Origin of the sequence: Rossellomorea sp. LJF3 (assembly GCF_037046045.1) — a bacterium.
Classification (GTDB): domain Bacteria; phylum Bacillota; class Bacilli; order Bacillales; family Bacillaceae_B; genus Rossellomorea.
Genome location: NZ_JBANLY010000001.1, coordinates 400,608 through 414,875, shown reverse-complemented (window position 1 = coordinate 414,875; position 14,268 = coordinate 400,608). Strand labels below are relative to the sequence as shown.

Genomic DNA, 14,268 nt, shown 5'->3' with positions numbered 1-14,268 from the left:
TATCAAGGTGATAGGGGGTTTAATGTTTAGTACGTGTAAATATTTCCATCCGGGGATCACCGCCAGTATCATTCATTTGGTAAGATAAAGATACCAAATGGAGAGTGGGGATTGTTCATGAAACAAATTATTGCAATGGGTGGTGGAGGTTTCTCAATGGAACCTGATAACCTGTTATTGGATCAATACATCATAAAGCAGTCAAAGGCATCCAGACCAAAGGTATGTTTCCTTCCTACGGCAAGCGGAGATGCAGAAGGTTATATCGAAAGGTTTTATAACGCTTTTACATCCCTTTCAAGTGAGCCTTCTCATCTATCTTTATTCAAGCCCTCCACCAGAGATTTAGAAGGCTTCTTACTTGAAAAAGATATTATCTATGTTGGCGGTGGGAATACGAAGAATATGCTTGCCTTATGGAAAGAGTGGGGAATGGACGTGATACTACGACATGCATGGGAGTCAGGGACCATTCTAGCTGGATTGAGTGCGGGATCGATTTGCTGGTTTGAAGAAGGAACCACCGATTCATACGGAGATGGGCTAGAGACCATCAAGGGACTGGGTCTGATAGAAGGAAGTCACTCCCCTCATTATGACGGGGAAGCAAACCGTCGTCCCCTATATCATTCTTTTATTGAGAGAGGGGAATTGAAACCAGGCTACGCCGCTGATGATGGAGCCGCTTTGCATTTCATTGATGGAGGACTTGCTAAAGCGGTGAGTTCAAGACCACATGCTTCTGCTTACCGGGTAGAGAAAAAAGATGGTGTGATTCAAGAGTACAGAATTGCGACAAACTATTTGGGAAATCCGATGTGATTGTCAAGAAGACTGCATAATCCCGTATCCCTTTTCATAGGAATAGTGATGAGTCTTTTTCCAGGGAGGAGAATCATCATGAATGAGGATAAACGGAACATGGGCGGGGATTTAGTAAAGAACACATCGAAGCAGGCAAGTGAACTTCTGAACAAAACAGCCGATACAGCAAACGAGATTATCAAGAGTGTGAGCGGTGAAGGTGGATTGGTGGGGAAAGTGTCGGATACATCGGCAGATTTTGTGAAAAATGTAAGCAACACCGGAAATAAAATGGTCGGCAAAACCGTTGACACAGCAAGTAAAGCCGTAAAAGGGGCATCCAATAAACTATTTAAAAAGAAATGAGGCTTTAGAGGCAATCTTCATTATGGAGATTGCTTCTTTTTATATGTTTCAGAATCCTGAAGGAGTGCTATGATAAAATGAATCAAGGATGTAAATAATGACGGGGAGTGAAACAATGATTCAGTTTCGAAAGATTCGAGCTGCAGATACATATTGTATTAGACAGCAAATTTTACGGCCGACACAAACTATAGAGGAATGCAAGTATGAAGGAGACATGGATGAATCCACCTTCCACGTCGGTGCATTTGATGGAGATGAACTGATTTGTATTGGCTCCTTCTATCAGGAAGCACAGGAGGGATTGGAAGGCAGGCGGCCATTTCGTTTAAGGGGTATGGCGACTCTCCCTGATTACAGATCGAAAGGGATTGGAAAACAGCTCATTCAATACAGTGAGAATATCCTTAAAAACGAGGGCTGCGATTTGTGGTGGTGTAATGCCAGGACTTCAGCAGCTCCATACTATACAAAATTGGGACTGAGACAGTCAGGTGATATTTTTGAAATAGAGCCTATAGGTCCTCATGTGATTATGTTCAAAACGTTCAAAACATTGTAAGAAAAGGTATATCCATCTACACAAAAACAACCGGGCAATGGCCCGGTTGTCTCCAGCGTTCACTCCTGTATGGAAGATCTTCTCAGTTTAATAAACTTCACTAAATTCAATACAATCGTTTTTGATACCGCGTAAGTAGGTACGGCTAAGATCATACCGAGTATTCCCGCTAAGTTACCTGCAACAAGTAATAATATGATGATCGTGGCAGGGTGGGTATCCAATCGTTTTCCCAGAATAAGGGGGGAAAGAAGATTCCCTTCAATTTGCTGAGCGATCGTGACCACCACTACGACAAGTATCGCCTTAGTCGGTGAATCAAACAACGCAACGATGATGGCTGGAGCTGCACCTATGAAAGGACCGATAAACGGGATGATGTTTGTTACAGCCCCGATCAGTGCCATCACAAGTGCATAAGGCAGTCCGATGATCAAGTAACCGATAAAGGTAAGTGTCCCGACAAATGAAGCGACTGTCAATTGTCCCTGTATGTATGCGGCAAGTGTTTCACTCGTATCCTTTAATGTGTTGATTCCTTCCTCACGGTAAGCAGGCGGCAGAAATTTCGAAATGGCCTTCGGAAATTTATGTCCGTCCTTGAACATGAAGAACAGAAGAAAAGGTACGGTTACAATGAGAATGGTGATGCTTGTCAACACACTCAGTAATCCCTTCAAGGCTGTTGTGATATTATCGGGCAATGTATTGGCGAAATCCACCAGCTGATTCTCAATATCCTTCAGTGACACATAATCCTGATTCATCATCCATTTAAACTGCTCTGTTTCAGACAGATATTCAATGAAGTTCCTCGTTTGCTTTGCATACTCAGGAAGGGCATTGAATAAAGCAGTCACCTGACGGGTAATGACAGGTGCGATATTCCCAATGATCAACACCAAAGCCCCGATGATCGCAGCATAAAGGACGATGATCGCAATCGTCCTCGGAAGCCTTGCTTTCACGAGAAGATTGACTAAAGGATTCAGTAAAAAATACAGAAACCCTGAAATGATGATCGGGAAAAATAAGGTAGATGCAAATACGACAATCGGTTCAAATAAAAAGGATATCTTAGTTGAAACATAAATGATGGTAAGAATGATAAGAATTTGTAAGCTCCACGAATACATTTTTTTCCTGGTCAACCTGTTCACCTCTGCTTATCGACTAGTTTATCTGATTAAGTATATCAAAAATAGAGGGGAACCCCTACTAATAACTGAAGTAATCTGAAATAATTTTTGAGGTGGAACATAGATGACACATGAAACCATCGTAGAACAGCAGTTGAAAATGCATAATCATACCATCTTTGGGGAGCATAGTAAAAAATGACTCTGACTGAAGGTGCAAATATGAGTTCCTTTTACAAAAAGAATAGAAGAAAACCGAAGCAGCTCCTTTCAGAAAAAGAAGAAGTGATCATTGAACCACTCACCTTGGACGAGAAAGTGTCCTATTTTCAGGAAGGCCTATTTCACACGGATGATCTGAAAATAAGAAACTTAACCTTTAATGAAAAAAGAGTGACCATCCTTTTTTTAGATTCTGTCGTTGATAATAGAAGCTTACAGACATTTGTCATCAAGCCGCTCCTAGAGAAAGAGGGCGGAACGATTAACGATACAGTAAGCAGTAATAGTGTGAAAGAAACGATTCATTTAGAAGAGGCATTGAATGTAATGGTGGATGGGCACTGTGTCATTTTACAGGAAGATAGTGAATGGATGACTTTCATAAGTATGCCTAGGTTCCTCTCTAACCGTTACGAGCCCATTAATGAAAAAGTGATAAGGGGATCTCATCAGGGATTCAGTGAAAATATTTCGGAAAACATCCATCTGATCCGGGAAAGGATATCCAATCCGAAGTTGACTGTGAAATATTCGAGTGTAGGGGAGACGACCAGAACAAAATATTCCCTTATTTATTTATCCGATCTGACAAATATGGAAATAGTGAGGACCATAGAGGACCGGATCAGCTATATTGACAGTGATTCGATACAATCACCCGGGTATTTTGAAGAATTTTTGGAAGATAATTCGTTTTCCCCATTCCCACAGTTTTTGAATACGGAACGTCCGGACCGTGTGGTGGGAAACCTGATGGAGGGGAGAGTGGCCATGGTGATGGAAGGAAGTCCGACTGTGCTTATTTTTCCTGTGAACTTTTTCAGCTTTTTTCAAACGACGGAAGATTATAATAATCGCGCATTCATTGGTTCTTTTATTCGTTTCATCAGGTTGATCAGCTTTATTGCCACCCTTTGTTTACCCGCTTTTTATATTGCTGTCATTTCCTATAACTATGAGATCATCCCTGTTGAAATCATCTTTTCGATTAAAAGCTCACTTGAATATGTGCCCTTTCCGCCATTGATTGAGGCAGCGATCATGCAGCTAACATTGGAATTACTGCGTGAAGCAGCGATACGGCTTCCCAATCCGATTGCGCAAACCATCGGGGTTGTAGGAGGTCTCGTCATTGGAACCGCTGTTGTAGAAGCCAATCTGGTTTCGAATACCATGGTTATTGTCGTAGCGATCACAGCGATTTCTTCTTTTGTCATTCCATCCAATGAGCTGAGCACTTCTGTGAGGATCCTCGGATTCCCACTTATGATTGCTGCAGCATTATTTGGTGTCTTTGGAATTGTCATCGGATTGATGCTGCTCTTAATCCACATGTCCAATCTGAAGTCAATGGGGTTTCATTATTTATACCCGGTAGCCCCATTTGATGTTAAGGGGCTGAAAGATACGTTTATTCGCCTTCCTGTATGGCTGATGAAAAAGCGGCCGAAGGATTTACGATCACTATATAGATGGAAAACGTCGGATTCCCGGGGATGGAAAAAAAATGAAGATTCAGACTAACCTTACTTCCATCCAATTAATATTCTTTATTATTCAGACCCAGATAGGGGTAGGGGTTCTCGGGCTTCCATTCAGCGTATTTTCGGTTTCAAAGGCAGATGCATGGTTATCAATATTGCTTGCCGGCTTCATTGTTCAGATCCTGATCGTTCTCTTCTGGATATTGGGAAGGAGATTTCCAAAGAAGACTCTTTTTCAGTATTCCCGACAACTTTTGGGTAAAGTGGCAGGATCAATTGTAAACATTTCTTTTATTATATATGGGGTTTTGGTCACTGCCTTAATATTGATGTACGCGACTGCCATCATAAAGACGTGGGTGCTTCCCATTACGCCAAAATGGATTGTCATGATTCTATTGATCATTACTGCAATCTACTTGGGAAAGGAAAAGGTTGCTGCGATCAGCGATGTATATGTAGTGGTATCCATACTGATTTTTTTCCTTCTCCTGATATCTCTAGTGGTCCTGGTTACTTACCCCATTGAATGGAGGTATTTATTGCCAATCGGGCAATCCGGTGGTGTGCAGATTTTAAAGGGAGCAAAAGAAGCATACTTTTCAATGTTAGGGTTTGAATTGCTGCTCTTTCTTTTTCCGTATTTTCAACACAACGGTGAACGTTCTGTCCTGTATTCAGCATCGATTGCGAACCTGTTTGTGACACTGACTTATACTTTTCTCACCGTCGTCAGCCTTGTTACGTTCAGTCCTGAAGAAATTGTCATCGTTCCTCAACCGGTTCTATACTTTGTGAAATCCCTGTATTTACAGGTTGTTGAGAGGATTGATTTAGTATTCATGTCATTATGGGTCGTCAATGTCATCACCTCCCTGACAAGTTATCTTTTTTTATCTACAGAAGGGAGTATTCATACGTTCCGTTGGTTTAAACGGAAACGGTACATTTATACTGTGTTATTTGGAGTGATGACGTATGTCATTGCATTAATTCCTGGTAAAGAAGGAGAAATGGAGATCTATAATAAAATGGTGATCAACCTTTCGTATCTCTATATCTTGGTGATACCCGTTTTATTATTAAGCATTTCATATCTTTTCAAGAAAGTAGAAAGAGGGGGAGACGCATGAAAAAACAATGGATCATCACAAGCATTCTTCTTATTATTCTCCCTTTCTTAACCGGCTGTTGGGATCAGCGGCTGCTTCGAAATGGAAGGCTTGTTTTTTCATCTTCTTTTGACTTGCTGGATGACGAAACCATCCGATCCACTGCGATCATCCGGGATTTCAAGAATGGAAATCCTACCAATACAATGGTCCAAGGGGAAGGGAAGACCATTCGTGAAACACGGATGGTAATGGACAGAAAGATTTCCGGAGCATTTGAGCCGTCGAAAAACCGCATCTTTTTATTGGGGGAAGAACTTGCAAAAAAGGATATTTATAAGTTTTTGGATATCTTTTACCGTGATCCAAACAGTTCGATTTCAGCAAAACTTGCAGTGGTGGAGGGAAACGGAGAAGACGTCCTATCTAAATTGAGTGAAAAGAACGTGCTGATATCAGAGTTTATGATTGAATTACTCACGAGTGCTGAATCCGCCACGGGCGTTCCGAAACAGAATCTGCAAACGGTCTGCACATATATGTTCGATGAAGGGAAGGACTTTGCCCTGCCTCTCTTAAAATTGAAGGATGGCGAGGTCATATTAGACGGTACGGGTATTTTCCATAAGAATTCATTATCCGGTGCTTTAACGTTTAAGGAATCATCATTATTCCTGATCATGAACAACCAAAAGGCAAAGCTAGCCCGTTTTGTATCCAAAATTGACAATGATAAACGTCTGAACGTGGATAATTATATTACGTATAATGTGACAGAATCCAAGTCAAAGCTCAAGATCATTTCAGATGCCCCGGATCATATACAGGTGGGGATAGACGTAGCTATGAAAGTATCAATCGTCGAATTTCCCCAGGATAAATTAACAGATAAGAAAAAATTAAAAAAACTCAATGATGAGATTTCTAAGAAAATAACAGAAGATGCAGAAAAGATGATTGAAAAGATTCAACTGGCAAACTCAGATTTATTCGGGATCGGCAGGGAGCTGATGGCATTCCATCCCAAAACGTGGGAAAAAGTAAATTGGGATGAAGCTTACCCTGAGATCACTATCGTACCTACTTTAAAAGTCGATATTATAGGGCACGGGATCATAAACTAAGGTCCAGCACCCTTAATGAAATACTGGACCAAGTTCCATGATCAAGAGACAATCTTCAATCCGATGATGCTTCCAACAATACAGCAGATGAAAAACAGCCTTTTCATATCCCTGGTTTCATTGAAAAAGATCATCCCCATGAGCACAGCACCTGCAGAGCCGATGCCGGTCCAAATTCCATAGCCTGTGCTTACGGGAATATCCAGGAGGGATAGAGACAGTAGGTAAAAACTCGTGGCTCCCGCTGTGAAACTGATCAAGGAAGGGACGAATCTTTTATATCCTTCTGAAAGCTTCATGAACGTCACCATGATCACTTCGGAGAACCCGGCACAGATGAGAAATACCCAAGCCATCAGTAGCCACCCCCAGTCTCTGTCTCTTCTTTATCACTCATCTTTAGTCCGATGACTCCAAAAATGAGTAAAGAGATAAATGCAATCTTCAATATGCTTATCCCATCATTCAAGAACAACATACCAACCACAGCCGTTCCTGCTGCGCCTATACCCGTGAAAACGGCATATGCTGTCCCGATTGGAAGGAGTCTCATTGACTGAGAAAAAAAATAAAAACTCACTAAAATGAGGAATGCCGTAATGATACTGGGCACCGGTTTTGTAAACCCTTCTGAAAGGGATAACCCTGTTGCCCAGCCAATTTCCAGGATTCCCCCAATAATTACATATAGCCAGCCCATGATGCTACTCTCCTTTGCGGCTTGATATTCCAAGTGAATAAACTTTCCAAGCCGATTCGATTCGTTGTTGAAATATTTCATCCGTGTAATAGTGGTGTTCCAGAAAGACACCGTCAACGAGACATAAGAACGACGCTACAAACTCATCCTCAGTGACCTCTTGAAACATTTCCCGGTTAACGCCTTCCTTGTAGACCGAAATCAAGATGGATGTGGTAACCTTTTCGAAGTGAATAAAATGTTCTTGTATTATATCCTTAAACTGTTCAGGAGGAAAAAATGTCACCCTTTTCCACAGTAAAGCTTCCTTTGTTGTCATCAAACGTTGACAAAACAAATCGAAAAGCACCCTGATATTGTTAAGGGGCTCTTGATGATTCATGGTGCTCTCCGTTTGTCTGTACGCTGTTACTTCTGATACCATCAAGTCCTCTAAAACTTCGATAAAAAGATCCTCTTTACTTCGGAAATGATTATAAATAGAAGGTTTTTTAATTCCGACCTCCTTTGCGATTTCTGCCAAAGAAGTATCTTCATAGCCCTTTTGTCCAAATAGTTCCAGAGCCACATTTTTTATCAGCTGCTTATTATCATTCACGATGATTTCTCTCCCCTAAACTAACTAACGGTCGTTAGTTTCATTATAAAACCCATTTTAGTAAAATGCAAGGATTGAAAATGAACACTCTTAAAGAATACATCCGAATGATCAGCCCATCCCATACATATAATCTTCTGTTGATTTTAAACAGGGGAAAGGGGATTGGCATGAAAGTCTTATGGTGGAAAGCGATCATTCTGAGTTTACTGGTTATAACGTTGGTGTGTTTATTGATTTTGAAAATGGTGGTTAGTACGAAGGATGACTGGGTAGTAATCGAAGAGAAGTACTTTCCCGTAAAGGATGGACACGATCCGTTAGGAATCAAGTCAGGGGAAAAACTGGATACCTCTCAAAGTGTTTCTACATGTGCCATGAAATTTGATAATGGTCATACTTATTCAGTGGACTGCGATGAATATCTTGATTACAATATCGGGGAAAAGGTCAGAATAGTCTCGATTGATAAATATGAGGTTAAACTAAGAAGGAAGTAGTGTGTTAGGATAATACCATAGTTCTGAATACATTTATGATAGGAATGATCATGGATATGACGAAAAAGGACCTTGTTCAATATTTTATCGTTAACAGAGATTTATCGATGTCGAAAGGGAAGACCGCTGCACAAGTGGCACATGCTGCCACATTGAGTACTTTGATGATGATGTCAAAGGATTCTCCTTTCCAAAACAGGCAGGCGGATTTTATCGAGTGGGTGCAGACGGGGATGAAGAAAGTGGTTTTAAAGGGGAAAGCGCCAGAACTGGAGAAGTTAGAGAAGAAAGGATATTTCAGCATACATGACAGTGGGTTAACCGAAATAAAAGAAGGGTCCTTGACTGTGACCGCGCTACCCCCGATGGAAAAAGATGAAGCTAAGAAAATTGTCGGTCATTTGTCTCTATTAAAAGATTAAATGGAGTGAAGGAGGAATTTGCATTGTTTTCGAAAATCGACACGGTACATATTCAAGTGAATGATTTAAAGAAAGCTCAACAATGGTACAAAGATGTATTGGAGTTGGAGCAGGTCTTTGATTCGGGGAAGTATTTAGTATTTAAAATAGGGGTAGGGGAATCCACTCTGACGATTCAAGAAGGGGAGGTCCGTCCCTCAACGATCAAACCCATCTTGTTTTCCGATGCGCTGGAAGAAACGAGGTTGAAGCTTTTGGAGAAGAATGTGAGGGCAGGGGAAATTGAAGTGGATGAAGATGTGACCTATTTTGAATTTCATGACTTGGATGGGAATGGATTTGAAGTGTGTCAATACATACCGTTATAGACAATTGTAATTATCGCAAAAAAGCTGATCAGATAAGGTTCTGATCAGCTTTTCTATAGAGATAAACGTTTATTTTAATGTATCTAGATACGCATAATATGCGGCTAGTTTTTCATTGTTGTTTGCAGCTTTACCATTTCCCTTTAATGATTTACCTATTGCAAAGTATTCTTTATGAACAGGTAAGACATGAACGGTAACAGCCGGTCGCCCTCTATGCCTGAAATCCTTAGGTACGTGAAGCATGGAAAATCGTTTCATCAGTATGCCTCCTTTAAGGAGAGAGCCATTCTACCCATCTATTACTATTTAAGTAGAATATATGGTTGTCTAACGATAACATAAATGATCATATGACTCAACTTTCTGATTATTATACACAATTAACAAGTTAAAATCTTTGAAAAGTACCCCCAAGAATGAAGTGATGGATTCGTATACTATAGTGAAGCTGATGAATCATCTTTCAGCACATTCTGATATGAACAACTTTGGGAGGTATTTATAAGTATGAATATAGACGAAGTACTAGAAGATACCGTAGAACTTGGACAAGAAGATATCAATCGCCCCATCTATCGCGTAGACATCGATAAACTATTAGAATTGACAAGTGATATATAACATGAGTTCCATATAGAGTATGAAAAAGGCAGGCCCTAAAGGGTCTGCCTTTTTCATACTTCTAACTGAATTTGCCCGCTGTTTAGTCGTGTCTCTTATGTTTATTAAGTAATTCCTTCATCATATTGATGATGGTTGCTCTCTCAGTCTTATCGAATGTGCGGGTCCAACCGTTTAGAAGGGTTTCCTCTTCGGTTGACAGGTCACGTTGCAATCCATCTACGAAAATTTCTTTGATTTCGTCTGTTCCATATTTAGGGTTTATCGTTTCATGTCTCATCGATCTACCTCCTTGTTTCTTCCTTATTTTCCCCAAGTCAAATAATTCAAACATCCGACTGTAGCTAAGTGTTATGTGATGAAGGGTTTAAGGGAAGAATGAAGAAAAAAGTATAGGAGATTCTTATGTCGCTCCCTTTCTTTATTACCGTGTTGATCATGTTGATATACATTGCTCTCTTTATGAAGAAGAAGCTTTCATTTAAAGCTAACTCCATTCAATTTATGGTGTTATCCATTATTTCCACTAATTATATTACGATTATGACGAATAACCTGAAATGGATGAAGGCTTCAGAGGACGTCACTCAGTTCATCAGTCTGCTCATAAACCGGGAATGTATTTTACCTTTGGTGGGTGTGATCATGGTGAATGGGTACTTGAATTTTAAAAAGAGAAGCGAAAAAATCCTTTGTTATGTAAGTTTTTTGTTGTTTATCAGTGTATTGGACGTCCTTCACGTTTATTTTCATTCTCTATCCTATCCGGATTGGAGTCTTTTTAATACAGTCATCGTCAATGGGTTGTATTTAGTATTCTGTATTTGGATGGGGAAGGGGCTATACTATTTCCAGAAGAAGGAGGAAGGAAGGCGTGGACAGGATATATGAGAGATCCTTTAATTTAAATGAATGGTTCATCATCATTAGTCTGATCGGTCTTCTTTTACTGATATGGGTAACTCCGAAGATCTTCTCCTTTCTTGAAGGGATGAGTTATTTCGTTTATGGAATCTCGGTGGGCATGTTCTATGATCATACCATCAGCATCCCCCCATGGGACTTTTATGATGTAAATGATAGTTCCGCCTATCAGGGAATTGATTTTGTCAGTTATATTATGTATGGACCATATAGTTACTTTTTTATTTATTTCTATCGTAAATTGAGAATTAACGGGATCATGAACCTTGCGTACATATTGATCTGGACCGCTTTTTCCCTCTTAATGGAGTGGTTTACAGTGAAGATCGGAATCTTCCACTTCGACAAGGGATATAAGATGTATTGGTCCATCCCTATCTATATGGCAGTTCAGAGTATTCAACTTTTAATACATCATCGAATAAAAAAAGATTGCCGATAGATAAAATAGAAAACCGGAAACCACTGTTACTTGGTTTCCGGTTTTTTTAGACGGAGAGGACCACTTCGTATTGAGTGAAACCGATATCTTCCAGAGCTTTTTTCAGGCTTGCGCTTGTTTTCAGATCCTCAAAGGTAATACCGAGGCTCCCCAGTGTATGAGCCACTTCAGGCCGGATACCTGTTAAGACGGATTGAACACCCATCATTTTAAGTGCATTGATGATTTGATAAATATTATGGGATACCATCGTGTCCATGATTGCAACACCGGAAATATCTATAAATAGATAGTCTAATTGCAGATCAGAGCTTTTTTTCAAGGCAGTTTCCATGATGGCACTTGCTCTGTGGGTATCAATTTCCCCGATAAGGGGCAGAATTGCAATCTTCTCTGCAATGGGTACGACCGGGGCCGAGAGTTCATCCATGGCAGTGTGGATGAGGGCAAGCTGATCCTTTTGTTGAGTGCGGAATACTTCGTTTAGCTGGTACGCAATTTCATCGAGAATGGGATTGATTTCTTTATTTACGTGAAGCATAAGGGAGGCTGAGATTTGCTCATCATTCAATTGTTCCATGAATATATCCCAAATGGCAGTACGGAAACCAGATAGGGTTTTTAGGGATTCATTGAGAGGCAATCCATTTTCAAGAGCCACTTTCCCCACTTTCCCAGTCCATTCCTTTACTTTTCGGGATGATTCTATTTTGTCTTCGTACAAAGATTGTCCGAGCATTTCGATTAATTGCATGCGCCATTCGGTGACTTGTTCCATCTTCAGTCCCGATAACGTAAGCTGATCAGAAAATTTCTGTTCCTGGTAGCGAATGACACCTTGAGCGATTTCGGATTTATGGGAAACAATTTGTTTACCCAAAAATAATAATTCGTCTCTCATTTTCTCAAGCCAACTCCTTATACTGCATGTTTATTTATTCTATTACGAAATAATCTGTATTAATGGTAATATAGTATACCATAGAATCTAGTAAAATTATACTTCTCTTTAAGGAGGCACAACCTGTTCGCGCCTTTTGTTTGAGTGTATGATAGTATATGGGAATGGAAATTTGATTAAGACGAAGGGTGATTTACTTGCGTATCATTTTGTTCGACGGCATATGCAATTTTTGCAATAAAAGTGTCCAGTTTATCATTAAGCGTGATGCAAAAGGGGAATTTCGCTTTGCCTCCCTACAAAGTGAGACGGGACAGAAGTTGTTAGAGAAGCACAACATACCTAAAACGACGGACAGCTTCGTATTGGTTGATGGGGATCAGGCTTCGGTTGAATCGACAGCTGCCTTGAAAGTATCTTCTAAACTCAAGTGGCCATGGAAGATTTTTGCTCTGTTTCTCTTCATTCCGAAGCCTTTAAGAGACATCATATACAGGATTATTGCAAGGAATAGATATAAATGGTTTGGGAAACAGGAATCATGCATGATTCCTTCAAAGGAGATCAGGGAACGATTCATAGAATAAGCGACATTGTGTTGGAGAATGTGATGAGGAAAAGAATCAAACCATTAAAAAAGACCCTGGACGAGTGCCCGGGTCTATTTACCATTCATCTTACTCACTTTGAATCGTTTTAACGGAAACTTTTCTTCCTGAACGGGGACCATCAAATTCACATAGGTATATACCTTGCCATGTCCCCAATAGTAGTTCACCATCTGACACGATGACCGTCTGACAATGTCCGACGGTACTGGTTTTCAAATGAGCAGCCGTATTTCCTTCTCCATGCAGATCAGACGAGTGGTGCCATGGGTAAAGTTCGTCTAATCGGCGAATGAAATCGGTTTTTACATCGGGATCGGCATTCTCGTTTACCGTGATACCCGCTGTTGTGTGTAAGGACTGCACCACCACAATACCTTCTGTCATCCCCGACCGATTAATGATATCTTGTACGTAACGAGTAATGTCGATCATTTCATCACGCTTCTTTGTATCAATGGTTAATGTTTTGATCATAATTAATCCCTTCCCTTATTAGACCTATTCGTTTACATTCCACAAAGCGTCTAATTTAAAACCTGTTATCCTTAAGGGGGACACGGCCTATGACGTTGGACACCTCGCCTTCACCTATTTCTTCTAACGTAATTTCCTTTACAACCGTATGATAGGATTCCCTCCAATCCTTACACTTTTCAAGGGCACTGCTATATTCTTCGCTGTTTCCAGGCCGTCCAAGTGTGATGTGTGGCGAGTATGTAAAATGGGGGTTTCGATAAGGCGCAAGAATTCCTTCATACAACTGATCATGTAATTGTATAAGGAAGTCGTTGCCTTCCTTAACATTCAAGAATAAAAATTCTCCGCCGGAACCTGTCACATCCCTTAAGGTCATGGGGAATGGAGAAATATGCTCCGCTACCGACTTAATATGAACCAGGATATCAACTGAGGGGATGGAAGATTCAAAAGGGAAAACGAGGGTAATATGGGGAGGTATTTTATCCGACAGAGGGTCATACCTATGTCTGATCTCCTGGATTTTTTCAACTGAATGAAATGAAGGGAAGATATGGATCGCTCTTTTCATCATGATGCTCCTTTACTGACAAGGTGATTCCTGATTTTCAATGAGTGTATGCGTTGTTCGTTCGAATGATGCCCTGAAACATGTTCCCTCTTCTGTTTTATAGAGTGCCCGATAGATTTTGTCATGGCTCTTTGTGGTATGGGTCTGAATGATCCCCACAACGGTCGAACCCGGTGCCAACGTGCGAATGGAGGATTGAATACTGTTGTGCAAAATGCTCCGCTTGTATACGTATACCACAATGACAAAAGCGATAAGGAAGATGAACATCCACCTTAACCCGTTTAATAGAAATGTTTTATTCACGGTTCAGCCCC

General features: G+C 40.5%; 22 protein-coding genes. 12 read left to right on the top strand and 10 right to left on the bottom strand.

The genetic code is table 11. The annotated features are described in order from the left end of the window. Positions 1-117 precede the first annotated feature (117 nt). From V8G47_RS02165 to V8G47_RS02155, 3 genes are all read left to right on the top strand, one after another. Positions 118-822, top strand: coding sequence for a peptidase E (locus V8G47_RS02165; RefSeq protein WP_336198652.1), 705 nt, complete (start codon positions 118-120; stop codon positions 820-822). A 78-nt stretch (positions 823-900) separates the two neighbouring features. Then, a complete protein-coding gene (locus tag V8G47_RS02160; protein ID WP_336198651.1) occupies positions 901-1,170 on the top strand; it encodes a hypothetical protein in 270 nt (89 codons plus the stop codon). Between the two features lie 115 nt (positions 1,171-1,285). Continuing rightward, positions 1,286-1,732, top strand: a complete 447-nt coding sequence (locus V8G47_RS02155; RefSeq protein WP_336198650.1) for a GNAT family N-acetyltransferase — start codon at positions 1,286-1,288, stop codon at positions 1,730-1,732. Positions 1,733-1,791: 59 nt separating this feature from the next. Here V8G47_RS02155 and V8G47_RS02150 read toward each other — a convergent pair whose 3' ends face one another. Further along, positions 1,792-2,883 (bottom strand): AI-2E family transporter, encoded by a 1,092-nt coding sequence (locus V8G47_RS02150; RefSeq protein ID WP_336198649.1) that lies wholly within the window; start codon positions 2,881-2,883, stop codon positions 1,792-1,794. Positions 2,884-3,069: 186 nt separating this feature from the next. On the opposite strand from V8G47_RS02150, the gene V8G47_RS02145 reads away from it, so the two are divergent. Genes V8G47_RS02145 through V8G47_RS02135 form a run of 3 tightly spaced genes read left to right on the top strand, consistent with a single transcriptional unit; the run spans position 3,070 to position 6,813 of the window. After that, on the top strand, positions 3,070-4,617 hold the full coding sequence (locus V8G47_RS02145) for a spore germination protein (protein WP_336198648.1): 1,548 nt from the start codon (positions 3,070-3,072) through the stop codon (positions 4,615-4,617). Further along, positions 4,601-5,710 carry a GerAB/ArcD/ProY family transporter gene (locus tag V8G47_RS02140; protein ID WP_336198647.1) on the top strand — a complete coding sequence of 370 codons (1,110 nt, stop codon included), beginning with the start codon at positions 4,601-4,603 and terminating at the stop codon, positions 5,708-5,710. Before V8G47_RS02145 ends, V8G47_RS02140 begins: the two co-directional genes overlap by 17 nt. Next, entirely contained in the window at positions 5,707-6,813 is a 1,107-nt protein-coding gene (locus tag V8G47_RS02135; protein ID WP_336198646.1) for a Ger(x)C family spore germination protein, read from the top strand. Before V8G47_RS02140 ends, V8G47_RS02135 begins: the two co-directional genes overlap by 4 nt. A 41-nt stretch (positions 6,814-6,854) precedes the next feature. On the opposite strand, the gene V8G47_RS02130 is transcribed toward V8G47_RS02135, so the two are convergent. The 3 genes from V8G47_RS02130 to V8G47_RS02120 are packed head-to-tail and all read right to left on the bottom strand — an operon-like array spanning position 6,855 to position 8,111. Beyond that, positions 6,855-7,169 carry a DMT family transporter gene (locus V8G47_RS02130; protein WP_336198645.1) on the bottom strand — a complete coding sequence of 105 codons (315 nt, stop codon included), beginning with the start codon at positions 7,167-7,169 and terminating at the stop codon, positions 6,855-6,857. After that, positions 7,169-7,513, bottom strand: coding sequence for a DMT family transporter (locus V8G47_RS02125; protein WP_336198644.1), 345 nt, complete (start codon positions 7,511-7,513; stop codon positions 7,169-7,171). The genes V8G47_RS02130 and V8G47_RS02125 overlap by 1 nt, the downstream gene beginning before the upstream one ends. Before the next feature lie 4 nt (positions 7,514-7,517). Then, the gene (locus V8G47_RS02120; protein WP_336198643.1) at positions 7,518-8,111 is read right to left on the bottom strand and encodes a TetR/AcrR family transcriptional regulator; all 594 of its coding nucleotides are present in this window, start codon (positions 8,109-8,111) and stop codon (positions 7,518-7,520) included. 170 nt (positions 8,112-8,281) lie between these two features. Here V8G47_RS02120 and V8G47_RS02115 point away from each other — a divergent pair, with 170 nt between their 5' ends. From V8G47_RS02115 to V8G47_RS02105, 3 genes are read left to right on the top strand one after another with little or no spacing between them, the layout of a single operon-like run. Further along, positions 8,282-8,611 (top strand): hypothetical protein, encoded by a 330-nt coding sequence (locus V8G47_RS02115; RefSeq protein ID WP_336198642.1) that lies wholly within the window; start codon positions 8,282-8,284, stop codon positions 8,609-8,611. Positions 8,612-8,646: 35 nt separating this feature from the next. Beyond that, entirely contained in the window at positions 8,647-9,033 is a 387-nt protein-coding gene (locus V8G47_RS02110; protein WP_336198641.1) for an aminoacyl-tRNA hydrolase, read from the top strand. Positions 9,034-9,056: 23 nt separating this feature from the next. Continuing rightward, positions 9,057-9,401, top strand: a complete 345-nt coding sequence (locus V8G47_RS02105; protein ID WP_336198640.1) for a VOC family protein — start codon at positions 9,057-9,059, stop codon at positions 9,399-9,401. Positions 9,402-9,470: 69 nt separating this feature from the next. On the opposite strand, the gene V8G47_RS02100 is transcribed toward V8G47_RS02105, so the two are convergent. Together V8G47_RS02100 and V8G47_RS02095 are read right to left on the bottom strand one after the other, a co-directional pair. Continuing rightward, positions 9,471-9,662, bottom strand: a complete 192-nt coding sequence (locus tag V8G47_RS02100; RefSeq protein WP_098349921.1) for a hypothetical protein — start codon at positions 9,660-9,662, stop codon at positions 9,471-9,473. Between the two features lie 445 nt (positions 9,663-10,107). Next, a complete protein-coding gene (locus V8G47_RS02095; RefSeq protein WP_336198639.1) occupies positions 10,108-10,305 on the bottom strand; it encodes a hypothetical protein in 198 nt (65 codons plus the stop codon). 182 nt (positions 10,306-10,487) lie between these two features. Here V8G47_RS02095 and V8G47_RS02090 point away from each other — a divergent pair, with 182 nt between their 5' ends. Both V8G47_RS02090 and V8G47_RS02085 read left to right on the top strand, forming a co-directional pair. After that, positions 10,488-10,916: a hypothetical protein gene (locus V8G47_RS02090; protein WP_336198638.1), complete on the top strand. Its 429-nt coding sequence runs from the start codon at positions 10,488-10,490 to the stop codon at positions 10,914-10,916. Further along, positions 10,900-11,391, top strand: coding sequence for a hypothetical protein (locus tag V8G47_RS02085; RefSeq protein WP_336198637.1), 492 nt, complete (start codon positions 10,900-10,902; stop codon positions 11,389-11,391). Before V8G47_RS02090 ends, V8G47_RS02085 begins: the two co-directional genes overlap by 17 nt. 46 nt (positions 11,392-11,437) lie before the next feature. On the opposite strand, the gene V8G47_RS02080 is transcribed toward V8G47_RS02085, so the two are convergent. Continuing rightward, a complete protein-coding gene (locus tag V8G47_RS02080; protein ID WP_336198636.1) occupies positions 11,438-12,271 on the bottom strand; it encodes an STAS domain-containing protein in 834 nt (277 codons plus the stop codon). Between the two features lie 218 nt (positions 12,272-12,489). On the opposite strand from V8G47_RS02080, the gene V8G47_RS02075 reads away from it, so the two are divergent. Continuing rightward, positions 12,490-12,879 carry a thiol-disulfide oxidoreductase DCC family protein gene (locus V8G47_RS02075; protein ID WP_261750691.1) on the top strand — a complete coding sequence of 130 codons (390 nt, stop codon included), beginning with the start codon at positions 12,490-12,492 and terminating at the stop codon, positions 12,877-12,879. A 90-nt stretch (positions 12,880-12,969) separates the two neighbouring features. Here the strand turns inward: V8G47_RS02075 and V8G47_RS02070 are convergent, their stop codons facing one another. Genes V8G47_RS02070 through V8G47_RS02060 form a run of 3 tightly spaced genes read right to left on the bottom strand, consistent with a single transcriptional unit; the run spans position 12,970 to position 14,257 of the window. Continuing rightward, positions 12,970-13,377, bottom strand: a complete 408-nt coding sequence (locus V8G47_RS02070; RefSeq protein ID WP_336198635.1) for a secondary thiamine-phosphate synthase enzyme YjbQ — start codon at positions 13,375-13,377, stop codon at positions 12,970-12,972. A 55-nt stretch (positions 13,378-13,432) separates the two neighbouring features. Beyond that, positions 13,433-13,951: a 2'-5' RNA ligase family protein gene (locus V8G47_RS02065; protein ID WP_336198634.1), complete on the bottom strand. Its 519-nt coding sequence runs from the start codon at positions 13,949-13,951 to the stop codon at positions 13,433-13,435. 12 nt (positions 13,952-13,963) lie between these two features. Next, entirely contained in the window at positions 13,964-14,257 is a 294-nt protein-coding gene (locus tag V8G47_RS02060; protein WP_336198633.1) for a hypothetical protein, read from the bottom strand. Positions 14,258-14,268: the final 11 nt, after the last annotated feature.